General features: G+C 66.5%; 1 protein-coding gene (only partly in view). It reads right to left on the bottom strand.

The annotated features are described in order from the left end of the window. Positions 1-216: 216 nt before the first annotated feature. On the bottom strand, positions 217-17448 hold the end of the coding sequence (locus AC07FN_RS11545; RefSeq protein ID WP_478395562.1) for a scabin-related ADP-ribosyltransferase. Its footprint extends 32823 nt past the window's final position; 17232 of the gene's 50055 nt are visible here — the last part of the coding sequence; its start codon lies off the right edge, out of view; it ends in the stop codon at positions 217-219.

Genomic DNA, 17448 nt, shown 5'->3' with positions numbered 1-17448 from the left:
CGGCGGCATCGAGCCGCGCGGCCGGGAGGAGTGGACGTCCCCCGACACACCGCCCGGCCGCACCCCAAACGACGAGGACTACCCGCCCTGCGGACCGCAGCACCTCGTGATCGGACTTACCCTTGGCGTCGAAGTTCCAGCCACCCTTTGCCAGCGCTCCCGGAAACGACCCCACCGCCTGGCCGCAACCCCCGATGAACTAACGGGCGCGACACGCTAGCTTGCGCCCGGCATTGGAAGAAGAGGGCCGACCGGACGTGCGTTGACGACGCGTTGATAACCCATCACGTACTCCAGTCGAACTCCGCCGATGAAGGTCACTTCTTCCTGGTCCGGGTAAGGTGACGCGATGCCCAGCGTGGCATTGACATCGATCCCGCCAGGTGCGCCGATCCAGTACATGTACGGGTCGCGACTCGGCGACACTCCGGGGTTGACATCGGCCGCACGTACCATCGCGTACGGATTCCGCGTAGTGCTGAGGAAATTCGTATCCCTAGGATACATACACACGAATTCCGCCAGGTGACGGTCCGCGCCTGTCCCCTTCGGCAGGAGGCCGCCATCCTCCACCACTTGTTCGGGAGTTGTCTTGCTCCAGCGGTAGAGCGTGTTGTCGTCCTGCCGCCACATTGCGTAACGGGGCGTTTCGCCGAACACCGTGCCGGGCATCGCAACTTGAGACGGGTCCTCTGGTGGCGTGGAGGACAGGCGCGTCGACGATGCGGGCGGGTCGGTGGCTCGAAACAGACTGTATGCGATGGGGTTTCCCGTCAACGAGCCGAGATACCACTCGAACACGGGCATTTCGGTGTATGCGCGGCCGTGTTCGTCAGTCACGTATCTGCCGGGAGGCAGCTGATCCACCCGCATGCCGAACAGGTTCGCGCCTCGATGCCATGCCACGTGCGTGCCGTACTCGGATCCTCCGCTGATCTCCCAGCGGCCGTTGGCCGCCCGGCTGTGCACTGGTAGCCCGAGTTCGGTGTAATCGTCTGGCGCGGGATACGGTTCCTGAGGGGGCAACGGCCCTGCTCCGGCGTGGATGCGCAGGCTGTTTCCTTGCGTGCCAAGCTTTTCCGCCAGCGTCTGGGAGAACTCGGTGGCCCAAGCACGGTTTTCAGGGCTGCGGCCGGGGTGCTGAGCAGCGACGAGTGCCACCACATCCGCCAAGGGCACGCGAGCATCGTTGCGAGCCAACTTGATGACATCGTGCGTGTGCCGCACAACCATGTCGGCCGCCGCGACATCGCCGGGTTCCGCCACCTCCTTGGCACGCTCGATCTCCGCGCGCAGATCCGACTCCGACCAATCCGCCACCGACACCGGGCGCTCGCGGGCGACATCCGCCAGCTGACGTTTGGGGCCTGTCACCTCGGTCGGCAACCCGGATCCCCCGCCCGAGCCCGACTGTCCAGCACCGAACGGCCGATTGGGGTCGTCCTCCGTCACCGGCTCGTCGCCCGGCCCGCCGCCCACTCGCGCACCGGAATTCCCGGCGTCACCGGGCTTCTCCGGTGGGCTGACGTATTCGCCGCCGGCGTCGACCGGGTCCGCCACAAGCGTGGACACCGAAATACCGGCCGCCTCGATCACGCCGGCGTGGCCGAAGTCCGCCGGCGACGCCACTACCCCGGTCCGGGGGTCCACGATCGTCAGCTCATCGCCGTCGAAACGCACGACGTATGCGCGTGGCAGCACCAGCCCAGGCGGCCCCTTCCGACGATGGGAACCGACCTCGGCCTCCGGACGGGGTTCCTCGAGCGCGTGCACCAACATGATCGCGAACGGACCCGGCCGCCCCGGATCGCCGTGCCTGGCGATCATCATCCGCTGACGCACCTCGCGCACCCCGACGTCGCCGATCCCGAACTGCTCCAGCGTGTGCCCTGCGATGACATCCGACGGATTCCGGCTGTGCTTCTCGTACGCCTTGAGCGCTTCGACGAGTCCCTCGGCCTTGACCGACCGCAGTCCCCCGAACTGAGACGCCGTGGCCGGTGCGTCGGTGATTTGCCAGTACCTCGGCTCCGCCGGGGCGACGATCACCTGGTTGCCCCGGGCGTCGACGGTGACCTCGTAGAGCTTCAAGAGTCCGGGCAGATCGTCATCCGGCATTTCCACGCGGGTGACCGGATTCTGGATCCTCATCCTGGACTCGAAGCGGCTCTGCCGGATCTCCTTGATCTCCTTGATCTCCCACCGCACGGAGTTCTCGTCGCTCACCGACACAGAGCGGACCGCATGCCTCCACACCTCCTGCCGAACCGTGACCCCGTCCCTCTGCCGGTTCTCGAATTCCTTGCGGGGAGCCGTTTCCAGGTTCTCGACCCTGAGCTTGTCCCCGTTCGCGGGATCGACGATGTACACCTGCTCGCCCTTTTCATCTCGACCCAGGTTGAGCAGAACCCGGACACGCCCCTTGAAGGGCGCGCCATACCCGAGCATGACGGAGAACGCGCCTGCACCAGCGCCACGCACTCGCGCGATGATCGCGGCCAGCCCTTCGATGCCGGAATCCGTCTGTGGCGAGAAAGTGACGAATGACCGGGCGTCATCGCCGTGGAAGTTCCTCTGCAACTCGAGGGCGCCGAGGATGCCCTGATAGACGGCCGGGGTGACGCCAGGCCCGCCTTCATACGAATTCAGAGCGACCATGAGCTCCGACTGCTCATCGACGCGCTGGTCATCCGGCAACTGCGGGAACCGTCGCTCCTCCGTCGTTCTCGGCGCGACCGGGGGCTCCTCCTTCCACTGCTCGCTCAGGTCACGGACCGGGAAGGTGTCCGGCTGGTTCCGCAGCCACGTGTCGAACCTTTCGCTCTCGGCCCGCGGAGTCGAGTCGTCAAGCTCGATCCGCACCTGCCGCCGCAGGAGGTTCGCCGACGACTCCGACATCGCCCGCAACTCGTCTTCTCCGTGCGACACCACCGTCACTGGGACATCCCGTGGGTCCGGAGCCCCCGACAGCGGCATGCCGCTTTCGAGATACAGCCCGCGCACGAGGCCTACCGCATCGCGGATCATTGCGACAACCCGTTCCGCCTTGGTCTGTCCACTGTGGGGGCCGCGCTCGCTCGCGTCCCCGTAGACGTGCAGCACGATCCGTGGCAGATTCCGCCGCACAGCGCCGGAGCCCGGCTCCACGCCGGAACTCGCACTCGATGCGTTTTGCGTGGAGTCGGCTCCGTCGCGCTCTCGATCGCCGGGGAACGCCTTGTCGATCCATGTCAGGCCAACGTAGGACGCGGTCTCCGCATCCCTGCCGGAGAGCGCGGTGCCACGACTGTCCTCGAACGTGACCGTCGTCGAGTCGTTGATCAGTCGCCCGTTCGCCTTGCTCGCCTTGAGATCGGCCGCGATCTTCTTCACCGTGGCACGGACGGCGGAACGGTCCCGGATGTCTCCGCGGTGGTGCCACATGACCGCCTTGGCAAATTGCTGCACATCCACCATGTCAACCAGCAGTCTCACGCTGGCTTCGGCGAGCACCATCCGCATTACCGAATACCGGTCACCGCTGGTGGCGCTGACTTTCTCGGCCAGAGCCTTGACGTCCTCGACGGTCCAGACCTCCGGTGCCTCCGCCGGTTGCTCCGGCGGGTTGGCTCTGAAGTCCTCCTGGACCGAGATCCTCACCTGTTCGGTCGCCGGGTCGGCCTCGTGCGGCGGGACGATCCCCGCGGCCCCCGGCTCGGTGACGATGGCGAGATCCTCGCCGGCCGGCAGATCCTCTGGTCGCGACTGCCCGGCGAGGTGCACGGCGCGCGCATAGTCGAACCCCGCACGCACCTGCTCGCCCACCGTGTTCGCGGCTTGCTCGGCAGCTCCCGCTGCGACGACGCGGTAGGTCCGCGTGCCCACCGTCCCGTCGTCAAGTACGTGCACCGTCTCACCGCGCCGCACATCCGCGTGCATCTTCTCGAACAGCTCGATCCCATACAGCCACGGCCTTGTGCCCGCTGCCGCAGCCGGGTCGCCGGCCTCGTTGTTGATCGGCACGTCCACCGGCTCCGGCAGGTCCGGCGACCGGTGCTTGACGACCTTCAGGTCGTGCGCGACCTCCCACACGATCTCGTCGATCGGTTTGACCTGCGACGCGGCCTCCACGTTGTAGCGGCGCTCGATCATCCCGGCCACCTGGTCGACGTCCATGCCCAAGCTGGCGATCCTGGCCAGGCTGATCTCGTTCAGCATCGCCTTCAGCGTCGGCTGGTAGCCGAGCCGGACCTTGTCCCGCCTGCCCTCACCGATCTCACGCACGAGCTGGCGGGGCTGGCGGGAATCGGGCCGGTCGGCGGATGCCGGTTGGAGCCCGTCCAGTTCGACGAGCCCGTCGGTGAGCCTGCTCTCGACGATCTCGCCGAGCTTGAAGGTGTACTGGTCGCCGTCGGGCAACTCGGCCGGCAGCCCCGTCCGCCTGTCCATGATGTCCAGCCGGCCGCGCGGGGTCCGCCGCACCTCGATCAGATGGCTTTCCCCGGGCTTCTCGCTGTTCTCGATGAGAATCAGACCGGAATACCGGGCAGGCAGCTCGCCCAGTTCCCTGAGCAGACCGGCCTTGTCGTAGGGCACGAATTCATCGATCTTGAACGCCTCGACGACGTCCTCTTCCGTGAACACCCGCTGCGTCGTCGGACCGAAGGAATACAACTCCCCCCGCTGACGCGAGTTGTACGCCGCCGCCGTGGCCAGCACGCAGGTGTAGAAGTAGTCCTCGTGGTGCCGCAACCCACCCGCATGGTGCGCCAACCCCGCCACCTGCGACGCGAACCCGTCGTTGACGGCGACCCACCGCAGCGCCTCCTCCCGGCTGAACGCATCCCGGGTCACCTCCGGCGGGTTCGGCAACCCCAGCAGATCGGTGACGATCTCCCGGATCAATTCGTCCGCATAGGACCGCGCCGCGTCCGACAAAGGCCGACCGGTCCACGACATCGCGATGGCGGCGATCCTCGCCACATCCGCACCCACCGGGGTATCGGCCCACTCACGGCCGCCAAGCGAACCCGGCGCCGCATCCCGCACCAGCCCCACCGCACGCGACCACACGCCCTCCTCGAACGGCCCGTGCCAGGTTTTTGCCCTCCGCACCACAAGCTCAGCCGTCCACCCCTGCACCGGCCGACGCAAGTTCATGGCGAATGCGTGCCTGCCAAGCGTCTCCGCCGGGGTAGGCAATCCTCGCACCGGCTGGCTCGACGGCGGCACCACTGCCTGCGATGCCTCACGCGTCCCCAGCTTGGCCGCCCACGACTCCAGCCCGTCGCGCCACCGCGTGCGCTCGTTGTCGTCCGCGAAATGCAGGTCCTGTGCCGCTTCCCACCGCCGCCGCGCGACCTCATCCCCCGGGTCCAGGCTCCGCGGATGCTCCTCGTCGTTCAGCCAGTCATCCCGCAATCTCGCCCGATCCGGAACCTCGTCCGGATTCATGCCTTGCAGATCCAGCGCATCGGGCGAGGACTCCTTGACGCCATCCCCCGCATCGCGCGGTGCGTCGACAGCTACCGGCGGCTCTGGCTCGACGGCGTGCACATCCCCGACCAGCGCCCCGGCCTGCCCGGACGCCGGAGGGCCAACAGACAACGCCTGCGCCCAGAACCGCACCTCGTCACGCGCCGACTCCTCCGCACGCGCGGGATCCACCTGATCCGCCACCACAAGCGCGACCTGCTCCAAGGTCAAGCCATTGTCCAACAGCTGCGCCGGATCGATGCCGTCTCCCACGGCCCGCCGCGCCGCCGCCAACTGCGTCGCGCGCTCCTGCCGGACGTCGGCAGGGAGGCCGTCCAGATCCGTGAACTTCCGGGCCACCTCGCTCAAACCGGACAAGATCTGGCCGACCGCCCGCCGTATCACCAGCTCGCGCACCACCCCGCCGTCGCCGGCACCCAGGTGCGCGGCCGCGACCGGATCCCCCATCGCCCATTTCACGTCCTGCGCGACCACGTTCGCCATCGCTCGCACAAACGCGTTCAAATCACGCGGCAACGTCGGAGGCAAGAACGACCACACCTCCGCACGCCCCTTCCAGGCATGCACGGCAATCACCTGGACGGCATCGGCCAGACCACGACGACCCAAGAACTTCCGGGTTTCGAGACCACGCTTTGGCTCGTCGAACCGCTCATACGCCGCCCGCACCGCATCCGCGAGAACCGCATCCTCCGGCTCGAACCCACGACGGTCCCCAGCCGCCAGTCGAGCCGCCATCCCCAGAACAAGATCCCGATCCCACCGCAACCGCGGCCCCGGCGTCTCCGGCCAACCAGACCACTCACCCGTGGCCTCTTCCGGCCCCGACCCACCGACACGAGGCCCGGACGACCCCACCCCAGGATCGCCCTCAAGGCTGCCGAGCGGGAAACCGCCGGTGACCGCACTACCGCCGGCGTCGGCACCGAACTCGGCCGCCTGTCCCCGAACGGGAACCGTCATTTGTTGGCCTGCCAGTTCCCGCTCGGCGGTCAGACCGCTCACGATCTCGTCGACCACGGCGGTGAGCTCGTCGCCGTGATCGGTCCGATGCCACGCGATCCGCGTCACAGCGTCGTACTCGTCTTCGGTGAGTTCAAGTCCCTCCGGCAACATCCCGCGCACCGAGATCGAAAGCAACGGATCGTCCACCCGCGGCAACCCGGGCCCAGGCGCCTCGTTCAGCGCCCACAACACCCGCTCCCTGGTCCACGCACCCCCCACCCACAAATTTCTCGCCTCGGCCGATACCCGCACCGGCACCTGTTCCTGCGTCTGTGACGGTGCCCCCGCAACCGCCTGCTCAGCCACCAGACCATCCAGGATCTCTTCGACCACCACCTCAGCAGCCTCCCCCCGGTTAGCCCGCAGCCACACCACCCGCGCCACCCCGTCAAAGACCTTCCCCGACTCGCCCGCCAAAGCCCGACTCGCGTCATGGCTGCTCACCGAACGCAACTCGGCCCAGATCCGATCCGACACCTCACCAAGGCCCGGTCGCTCCAGCGCCGACACACCTTGCACCGCCGACAACACCCGCTCCCTGGTCCACACACCCCCCACCCACGACTCCCCCGCCACCTCCAACTTCAGGTCCACCGCACCCGGACCCGGAACGAACATCACCCCCCGCTCGTCAACCTCAACCCGACCCGAACCCACCGATTCCCCACCACCCGACTCGGGCCGGGGCATCAAGACCGCGTTCAACTGCTTCTGGATCCGATCCGGCCCGGCGGGAACAACCTCGTCCCAAGGCTCCTCGAAAACGTCAGGCTTCAACCACTCACCCGGCTTGGCTGCCAGCGCACGCATCACCTCGAACTCATCCCGCTTCAACCACCCCCACCACCCAGGCGTGGTCATCAACAACCCCTCACCCCGCGGCGAATTCCCCCGCGGCCGCACCCTGGTCACCAGATCGCCGATCATGGACGGATCAACCAGCCGATCCCCTGGCGCACCGGTCGTCGTATACCACCACGAAATCTCACCACCACGCTTTTTTCGGGGAGTGTGCGAAATGATGATTCCGGCACCATGCCGCCTCAACACCATGCTGACTCGCGAGAGTACTTGATACATAGCATGATCTTTGACGTCAGAGTTCGGACCCCAGCTACCGTTCCGAAGGTCAGCACGAGAGAACTCCCGCATCGGATTCGACGCGAAGAAATGCAGCATCTTCAACTCGCCTGCGTCTAATAATTTCCCCCAATCGACCGCGGTGAACCGGTGCCCCGTTCGCCCAGCGATATCGACCACCGGCATAGCGGGCACATACCGATAAGCCGTCTCGTCACCACGGTGCTCGCCGACAATCCAGCCGCTCGCGCCGAACCCTCCGTCACCCAAGCTCTTTTGGACCACAGCATGGCTATCAGAGAACGTGGTTTTAGGGACGGGATTGCCCAGCTTTTCCGGCCACCCCACCTGGTTCAGAATGCGCATAGGTATGGGGCGACTCGGATTCGCCTGATAGAACGCCAGCAACCGCTTCGCCGGGGTCGCGAAAGACGCCGGGTCAATCTGCTTGAACGACGCCAACTGCACCGCGCTCCGCTCGGCACGTTGACGCTTGACACCGCGCGCCTCCCCCGGCTCCGACGGCCCCCGCTTCCTCCGCGCCACCTCCTGCGCGGAGTAGTTCCTTTCGCCGAGTTCCGGATCATCCAACTTGGTCAACGTCGCCGCATGCCCGGCCTGCTCCAGCCGCAGGTTCCCGCCATCGCGCGCGACCAGCTCCCCCACCCCTGTCTCGGCGCCGACCGAGTTCAGTTCGTCCACTGCCCGCGTCGACGACTCATCCACCAGCCGCGGGTGGTGAGCTTGCAGGTCCGACAACAACCGCCCCGCATCGTCACTCAACCACACCCGCCAAACATTCCCCACCAGCAACTCCCACCCATCCCACCGTTGATGGGTCCACAACTGTGTGCGAGTGACGTCCGGGATCTCGTCCATCGACAACAACCGATCCCCCGCGCCAGTCGACGCATATATCAACCCCTTACCCCACACGTCATCATTGGCAACAAAGATGCGCCCCGCATTATTCGCCAGCAACAACCCATTGATATCGGTGACAGAGCTATTGGAAGACTTTCGGCCGTGCAGCGCATCGACCCTCGCCGATGAAATGAAACTCCGAGGATTCTTGACGAACTCCGCCAACACCTTGACCTCGGGCATGTACAGCACAGCATCCCAGTTCAACCGGCCCTGTCCATCCCCCACCGACCCCGCACCATCACCACTCGGTCCCACGACATCCGATACCGCAGCATTTTGTTTCGCAGGAACGAACATGTACTTCCCAGACCTGGACACGACCCAACCCGCCGCGTCAGGGCCCGAACCAAGACTCTTCCGCACATAAGGGAGAGACTTCTCAAACGAAGTCTGGCCCGCCAGGCCCAACCACTTTTCCGGCTCCAACAGCACATTCGGATTCGCCAGGAACGCGGCTTTTAACGCATCCCCCCGAATCTCCGAGGCACTCTTGCGCTTCACCTCGCCCGCGTTATCGCCAGAGCCACCGGAGTCTGCGGGGACGAGCTCGCGCACACGCCGCATCAAGTCAGCCAGCAACGTCGCGACATCGTCCCGACCCAGTCGTTCCGCAGTTTCAATTGAAACTGGGGTCAGCTGGCCCTGGAACAAGCCCCAATTCCTGAGCAGGTCAAGCGCCGCGGCCGTGCCTGCCGCCGCATGGACGGCGATCAACCTGATGTGATCCCACGTCGTCTGGTACTCGGCCCGGAAATCCTGCACCGATTGCGCCAGCGCCGCCAGCGCCGTGATTTTCGTGACGTTCTTTCCCGCCGTGCGCAGGTCCTCACGAACCTGCTTTTCCGCGTCCGTCCGCGGCAGCCGCGGCGGCTCGGCCGCCCGAAGCATTTCCGCCGCGTCACGCAGCACCTCAGGCGTCAGCCGAACCGAAGGCGTCAGCCGAACCGAAGGCGCGTCCTGTTCGTTCTCCAAGAACCGAAGCAACTCCCCCATCAGCACATCGTCCGGAGCGACCACGGCGGCCGAGTCGACCTCCATGTGGGATCCGTCGTCGTCCAAGGACTCGTCCCGAGCGCCGACCCACCCGCCGCCGGCCTCGGCCGGGGCATTGGTCCGCTCCAAACGCTCCGTTCGCTCGTGGCCGCCCACAAAGCCGCCACCACGCTGTTCCCCGGACGACGACTCGACGAGGCCCAGAACGCGTGCGAGGTCGTCGACGAACCGCACCCGGTCACTCGCCGGAGTTTGTGCGAACACCGCCAGCACGTCACTGAACCTGGGGACGTCCCCGGGCAGGTTGAACTGCCTGCGCTGCTGAGTGGTCAGGTCCGCCAGCCGCTGGTCCAGCCGCTGGATGTTCGCCGGCCGACCGAAGGTCTTGACCACCCTCTCGAGCGCGGCCAGCCGCAGCCGCCCAGCATCTCCGGTCTCGGGGACGACACCACTCACCCAGCCGCGCACCGTCTCCGGGGCCGCACCGGTCACCTTGACGGCAGCGTCGTCCCCACCCACGTAGCCCACCAACGCGCCGGGCGTGCTGGCGTCGAGGAACCGCACCACGTCCCCCAGCCGACGCAGCTGATGATGCACCACAACATCAGACCCGGGCTCGTTGCTGGACGGCAGCAACTCGCTTACCACCCGCGCCAGTTCCCACGCCCCACCGAACCGCTCCGCGACCGCCCGGCGGGCACCGCGGACGTCGTCGACGAAGTACATCAGGTCCGTGAGCCGCCCCAGCTCACGCACGGTCCCCGCCGACTGCTCCACCAGGCCGGCGTCCGGCTCCGAACCGACCTCGATCAGATTTCCATCGACATCGGCCACGTCAACGAAGTAGACGGCGTCGTCGCCGCCCAAGCCGTCCGGCACATTCCCCGTTCGCAAATCGTCACCGGTCAGCCGCCACGTCCGCAGACCACCCCGCACGTCTTCGAGCAGGAACACCTGATCGACATCCTGCTGCCCCGCCAGCCGCGTGAAGACTCCCCGCACGTCATCACCGGCGGCGATCACCCTCGGCCGGGGATCACGACCCGTAGCGGCACGGAACTCACCGATCGCACCGTCACCCTGGGCGAGCTCCTCCAACGTCGCACGGTCGACAGCCGGATAGGCGGACACCCGGTCCCGGCGCAGCCCGGGCTCCACGATCTCGGTGAGGCGCCGCTGCGCGTCGCGCCCGTCATCGCTGCCGGGCTTGAGACCGGGCAACCGGATGAGCCCTCCATCCAGCTTGCTCGCGTCGACAACACCGAAGTAGTAGGTTCCGCCGGGCAATGCGGCGGGCAACCCCGTGGACGCATCGAGCGCCCACACCTGCCCGCGGGAATTCCGCCAGACCCCCACCAGGTGGTACTGATTCCCATTGACCGTCCACATAGCCACGCCAACGCCGCGTTCAGGCAGCTCACGACCAACATCAATGAGGCTGTTCCGCCTGCCGTCGTATTCGGTGAAACCACCCACCCCGAACTCACGCACGACATCGGACGACAGTACCCGCCTGGACAGATCGCCCGTCGGATCGAACCTGAACGGCTCACCCGTCTTCATCGAGTTGTACAAGGCCCCCAAGGCATACACACACAACATGTCGTAGTCCGGGTGGCGCCACAACGCACCGGGGATGTGCAACAACGAGCCGATCTGCCGCATGTGTTCGGCGTTGATGTCGACCCACGCACGTGCCTCGTCCCGGCTCTCGAAGCTCTCGAGGCTCACCTCCTGGGGGTTGGGCACACCCGCCAGGTCCGTGATGACCTCCCGGACCAGATCAGCCGCATCGGACACCGCGACCTCCCAGCCGCGGGAGCGGCGGCTGGGATCCCACAGCTCATGCGCGGCGAGTACCACAACGGCCTTGCCCAGGCTGCCGTCGATGAACTCCCGACCGCCAAGAGCGCCCGGCGCCGCATCCTGCACCAGCTTCTTCACGGTGTCCCGGAGGCGGCGCGAGGGCTCCGAATGCAGGGCATCGCCGGAGTACGGCCACTCCCCCTTCGACAACGCCCGAGACACGACGCCCTCGGCAGTCCAGCCGCCGCCCGGCCGATCCAGACCTACCGCACCTCCAGCGGGCACCACACCTGCCGGGACGTTCCCGCTCACCACGTGTGCCGGCTGACTGCCAGGCTCCGCGATCGCGATGCCCAGGCGCCCCGCGATCTTCCGCACCACGTTGTGGGCGGACGAGACCTCATCGAGCGGGTCAAGGTCTTGCGCGACGATCAACGCGAGCTGCTCCGCCGTCAGACCACGCTCACGCAGGGCCGCGCCATCGATCAAAGCCACCGCACGCCTGGCGTGCTCCAGTTGCCGCGTGCGGTCCTCGCGCACCTGCTCGTCGGTAATGTCGTCGAGGTTCGTGAACCCCGAAGCAGCCTCGTACAGGCTGGTCAGGTACTGGCCAACTCGCCGCCGGACGGTCAGCTTGATCTCCTCAGCGGAGGCATCCTCGCGCAGGTGATCCAACGGCGGCGACTCCATCGCCCCGGCCACGTCCAACGCGATGATCTTCGCCACCGCGGGCACGAACTCGCTCAGATCGCTCGGCAAGCCGGATGGCAGCAGCCGTCTCACCGCTTCGGCTCCCCGCCAGGCGTGCAGCGTGATCACTTCGACGGCCTCTTCCAGGCCGAGACCGCCCAACAAACTCCTCGTCGCGACCAAGACCTGCTCGTCGTCCGTCGGACGCTTGTCGAACCGCTGATACGCCGCACGGAGGCGCTCCGCCTGCGCTGCGCGCAGGGCGTCCGTGCCGGCCTCGGTCCGAGACTCCAGCGACTTCAGGTGCGCGGCCATGCCAAGGGCCAGGTTCCGATCCCATCGCGGCCTCCCGGCGTTCGCTTGCCCCCCGGCGTTCGCCACCGTGAGAGGGGTGCCATCGACGTTGACCGCGGAGGCGTACAACTCGTCATATTCGGACAGAGTGGCTCGCAACTCGCCCTGTCGCAGTTCCCCATCCTCCTGAAAGTTCGCCGTGTCAACGAGAAGGGGGCGACCATTCTGGGGTGACGACATCACGTTCCAGGCACGGGACCACTCGCCGTCCTTCTTGCCGGCGACGACCGCCGTCACGTGCGGCTTTCCGGAAAACATCAGGATGAGCGCGTCCACCCCGCCAGGTACCCGCTCGAAGTCGACGGACTCGATGATGTCCCTCACGTCGTCGAAGTCGAGCGCGACCTTCGTCTGAGCCCAGCGCATACGCCTGTGCAAATCAAGGTGGTTCAGCAGCGCCGGCCCCATTGCCGCGATGCCGTAGTTCCACCAGTGCCCCGCCTCATCAGCCACTCGCCAGCGCAGGAGCGAGTCCATCAGGCTGTTCTCGTGCGCTGAGGCGACCGGCGTCAGGGCGTTTCGCCACCCGCCCGCCGTGATGAGTCCTTCCGGCAGCAGCTCCGCCGGCGGACGCTTCAGCTGCGCCGGCCCACTCAGGTAGCCACGCCACGTCAGCGCGTCACCACCGGTCACAGTGAACAGTTCCTCCAGCGTGGCCGTCGTCGCCACGTGGTGCCACTCGCGATTGCGGAACTCCGCGTTGGTCACCGACGCGGCCCGGGAACGAAACGCCGGAACACTCGCGATGAAGGTACTCGCGGCCTGCAACACCAATTGAGGGTTCTCGTGCCGGCTCAGCAGATTCCTGACCGCCGGGTAGAACATGTCGTGCGGCCGGTTGTAAAGATACAAGATCAGGACGTCGGCGACCTTGGCCACCAACTCCTCCGACCTCGCATGATCCTCCTGGACAATCTTCGGTTCCGCTGACGGGACGACCGCGGCCGCCCACGAATTGGCAAAACTTCCGCTCACGCCCGGAAGCAGGTGGAATTTGCCAGTATTCCGCCGGACACTCGCCAGCAAGCCCGGACCCGTTCTGCCCGTGACCGAACCATGATCATGCCAGAACATCCCCTTGCGATTCTCGTCGAAGAATTCGGCCGGCCGGTTGTAGAGCCGATCTCCGAACAGGTCGATTTGTGTCAGCTCTCCGGCACGGGCATATGTACCCAGATAACCCAGTGCCTTGGGGTGCCCCCTGGACATGAGGATCGCGTCGTTGTTGACGAACCCACCGGTGTCCTCCCGCTCTTCGCGTTGCCTTTCCAGCAAGCGGTAGCCGACATCCGAGACATGCACCTGCTGGAACACCTGGGGCCGATCGAGGACGGCGTCGCCGTCGAGGTAGAGGTTGCCGAGCGCGAAGCTCAACAGCCATCTCAACGCATCGCTGGCCTGGACATAGCCGTACGGGCTGCTCTTCGTCCGGTCCATCAGGACCCGCTCGACCACCGGCGCGGACACCTTCGCCAGCGGAAGCTCGTCGATATTGACCACCCACATACCAAGCTGCCCGGCGATCCGCACCATCCGCCGCACACTGTCGAGCCGATCACCTCGCAGCGCGAGCCCATTCAACGCCTGGGTGATATCCGCCCGCGGAACGTCGGTGAAGAGGACCATCGGGCCATTGAACTTGCGCCGTGTCGCCGCCAAGCCCTCGACGAATTTCGTCGTCCGCGACGAACCGTCCAGCGGGCCACCCAGCCAGATCGCCGACCGCGCCACCGCGATCTCCCGCTTGGCGGGCAGCCGAGTACCGGTTCGGAACTCCTCCGGAAGCTCCTGCAGGATCTGACGGTCAGCCGCTGTCCAGTTCGACTCCAAGATGACGACGTCCCGCCCAGCCTCGTCGAGGGCTTCCGGCGTGAACGGTTCGTCCGGCAACTCCGAACGAATCATGTCAGCGCGCTTCAACAATCCCCACACCTGGCGCAGCGGCAACTCCATCAGATCGACGTCCAACGCCGCCGGAACCGGCCGAATCCGGGTGTTCCCGAACAGCCGGGGACCGCGCGTCGGATGGTCACTGACCTCCCCGCGCGCGAAAGCATCCGCGGCCCGGAGCTCCAAACCCGCGAACATCCGGCGGACCCATTCCGCGTCCTGCGCGCTCATCGACCCGGAACCGGGCTCCACTGCCAGTACTTCAGCGGGCGCCTCTTCATCGACCTCCATGGGTGATCCGTCGTTGTCCGAAGACTTGTCCCGCGCGCCGACCCACCCGTCGGGGACATGACTGGCCGAGCTTCCCCCCGCTTCACCCATGACCTCCGGCCCCGGCCCACCGACACGAGGCCCGGACACCTCCGACCTCACCCCAGGATCGCCTTCAAGGCTGGGGAGCGGGGAATTGCCGGTGAATGCACTACCGTCGTCGCGTACCGCATACAGGAAGTACTTGGAGGCAGCGTCCTCGAAGTTGGCCGGGAATTCCGAGCCCCGCACCTGCTCGACGCTCAGATGCCATGCCTGCCCGTCCAACTCGGACGCCCCGGTCTTCGGCAGCCGCACCACCACCGCCTCGACGAACGCACCGGCATTGGCCAGAGCCGTCAGCAAAGCCTTGGCGATATTCGCATCGTCGCTGAAGAAGGCCGGCTCCGGTTCAGCGTCCGGCAGGCGTCGATTCCTCAGCGCCTGCCGGAAGTTCTCCCGCGCCTTGGGTCCATCGACCACGTTGTCCCTCAGCTGCTCACGGGTGATCACCTCACCACCAGCGACGCCGGCCGCGTTCGCACGCGATTCCTGGTCGGGATTCTCGTGCTCGATCACCTGATCGTCGGCAGCGGTTTCATCGAACTCCACGGAAGATCCGTCGTTTCCCGAAGACCTGTCCCGCGCGCCGCCCCACCCGCCGGGCGATTCCGGCGCGGGCCGCACCGTCAACGGCTCAACCGACGGCAAGCTCACCCCGTCCGACCGCCTGGCGGTCTCCGCCGCCGGCACCTGCGCGGCCGACGCCGACGATCCCGGCCGATGATCCAGCAGTTGCTGCACAAAGGTCTTCAGCAACACGTCAGCCTGGCGCCCGTGGGCAAAGTTCAACTCCGGCGTCCTCGCGAACGCTCCCGTCGTCGCCGGACTGCCGATCAACGCGAGAGCGATGATCGTCCTGATGGCCTCGACGTACTCCGGTGCCAGGCCCGTCAGGAAGATCTTCTGCGGCCTGGTCAGCGTCGTGCCGGCGCCGGCGTTTTCCACCTGTTTCATCGCCTGGTCGAAGCGGCTCTCGGCACTGGCTCGCTCCTCCGGCGACAGGCGCTCGTTCTCGGCGTCCCGAAGCCGCTCCGCCGCTGCGGCCAAGTCGTCGAGCGTCCAGGTCAGCCCGTCAACCGAATCCGGAGCAGCCTGCTGCTCCCCGTGCTGCTGGCTCGGTGTCTGCGGCCGCGGAGACTGCCCATCGAGAACATCCGCCGCGCGCGGCGCCATGTGGGGAGGTTCGACGGGAGAAATCTGCGTCTCCCGCAAGAAATCCGAACTAGCCTCCTGGCCACCCGGTACCAGGCGCGCCAACGTGTCGTTGTCGATCACATCGGGCGTCCGCCTCGGCAGGATCGGGCCTGACGCGACATCATCGCCCCTGACCAATTCATCCTCCGGCACGGTTCCCTGCGACCGCACCAGCGGAGACCCATGCCGGATGCGGCGGAACAGGCGGAGGACCCGATCGTAACCGCGGCGCCAGGAACGCCATCGACGCCGGATCCTGCGGGCCCGTTCGGTAAGCATCCCATCGGCTGGGAAACCGGGGTGATCAACCCCAGACTCCACCTCATCGCGAACACCACTCCCGGCCGATTCCTCCGCCACAGACTCCGTACCCGACGACCTGCCAAAAACCACACGCCCCTGATCATCGACCGCGTACAAGAAGTAATCAGAGGAACTCTCCGCAAAACCCTCAGGGAAATCGTCGAACTCCACCCACATCCGCACTTCCACAACAGTCACACGCCAAGCCTGCGCAGCCCCCCCGGACCGCGGCCGCCGCACTATCACCGCCTGAGCAAAAGCATCCCCCTCTGCGAAACTCTCCAGGCGACGCCGAGCATCACCGGCATCAGAACTCAACAGAACCGGCTCCGGCTCCACGACCGGGAGCTCCAGATCACGCAGCGCGCTCTGGAATTCCTGCCGCGCCTCACGCCCCCCAACCACGTTCTCCATCAGCTGCTGACGAGTGATCACCCGATCAACCGCCACCGGCACAGGCGGCGCCGCCGTATCTGCTGATTCCTCCCCGGCGAGCGCCGCCGCAGTAGTAGTAGAGGAGGCAACCGTCAGCTGCGGGGCGATCTCACCAAAGTGAGCAGGCCGATTCGTCCGCAGGTGCGTCGCGAAAGCGTCCAGCAAGCTGGTGGCGGACCTCCAAGAGGAGCTCGAAAGTTCCGGTGTCGCCACCAGCATCGTCGCCGCCTCCTTGGTGCCGTAGAGCACGTCGGTGACGATCGCGGTGATGGCGTCCCGGTCCGGCTTGTCCAGTGCGGCTAGGAAGGCCCGCGACTCCGCGCGCAAGGCGCGGTACGCCTGCTCCACCTTCGTCCGAAACTCAGCGTGTCGCTGAATGTCGTCCCGTGGTTCCCCAAGCATCGCAAGGCGTAGTGCCGCTTGACGCATTCCCTCCAACGTCCAGGTCAGCGGAGCGTATTCGGCCTGCGCCGTGCGCGACAGCTGGTCCAGGTCGAGGTCGATCGTCCTGCCCGCGCTGTCGACCGCGTGGGCGTAGTAGTCGACCCCGCTCCGTAAGAACTCCGGCCCGAATTCCTCACGCGCCACCTGCTCCCGGGTCAGCACCCACGCCTTCCCGGCGACGGGAGCTGTCGCCACCACGACCCCGGCAAGATCGGCAACAACGGCCGCCGCACGCAGACGCGCCCTCCTCTCACGGGGATTCCCGCCGAGTAGCCGCAACTCCGGAGACCTGCCCGTCGCCGCTTCGAAAGCCTCAGCCGCCAACCGCCCGCCGTCGATGCGCGTAACCAGCACATGCTCGGACAGCACCGCAGGGGCTGTCGCGGGATCGATCACCACGTCGTGGGCGATCCTCATGCCATCGGCAGCCACGTAAACGCCGTACCTGACCGGCTCGTTCAGTGCCTCAGAGCCGAATTC

This window comes from Saccharopolyspora sp. NPDC045941 (genome assembly GCF_056431445.1).
Note: the sequence above shows the minus strand (reverse complement) of the source record. Positions and strands in the feature narration are given on the sequence as shown.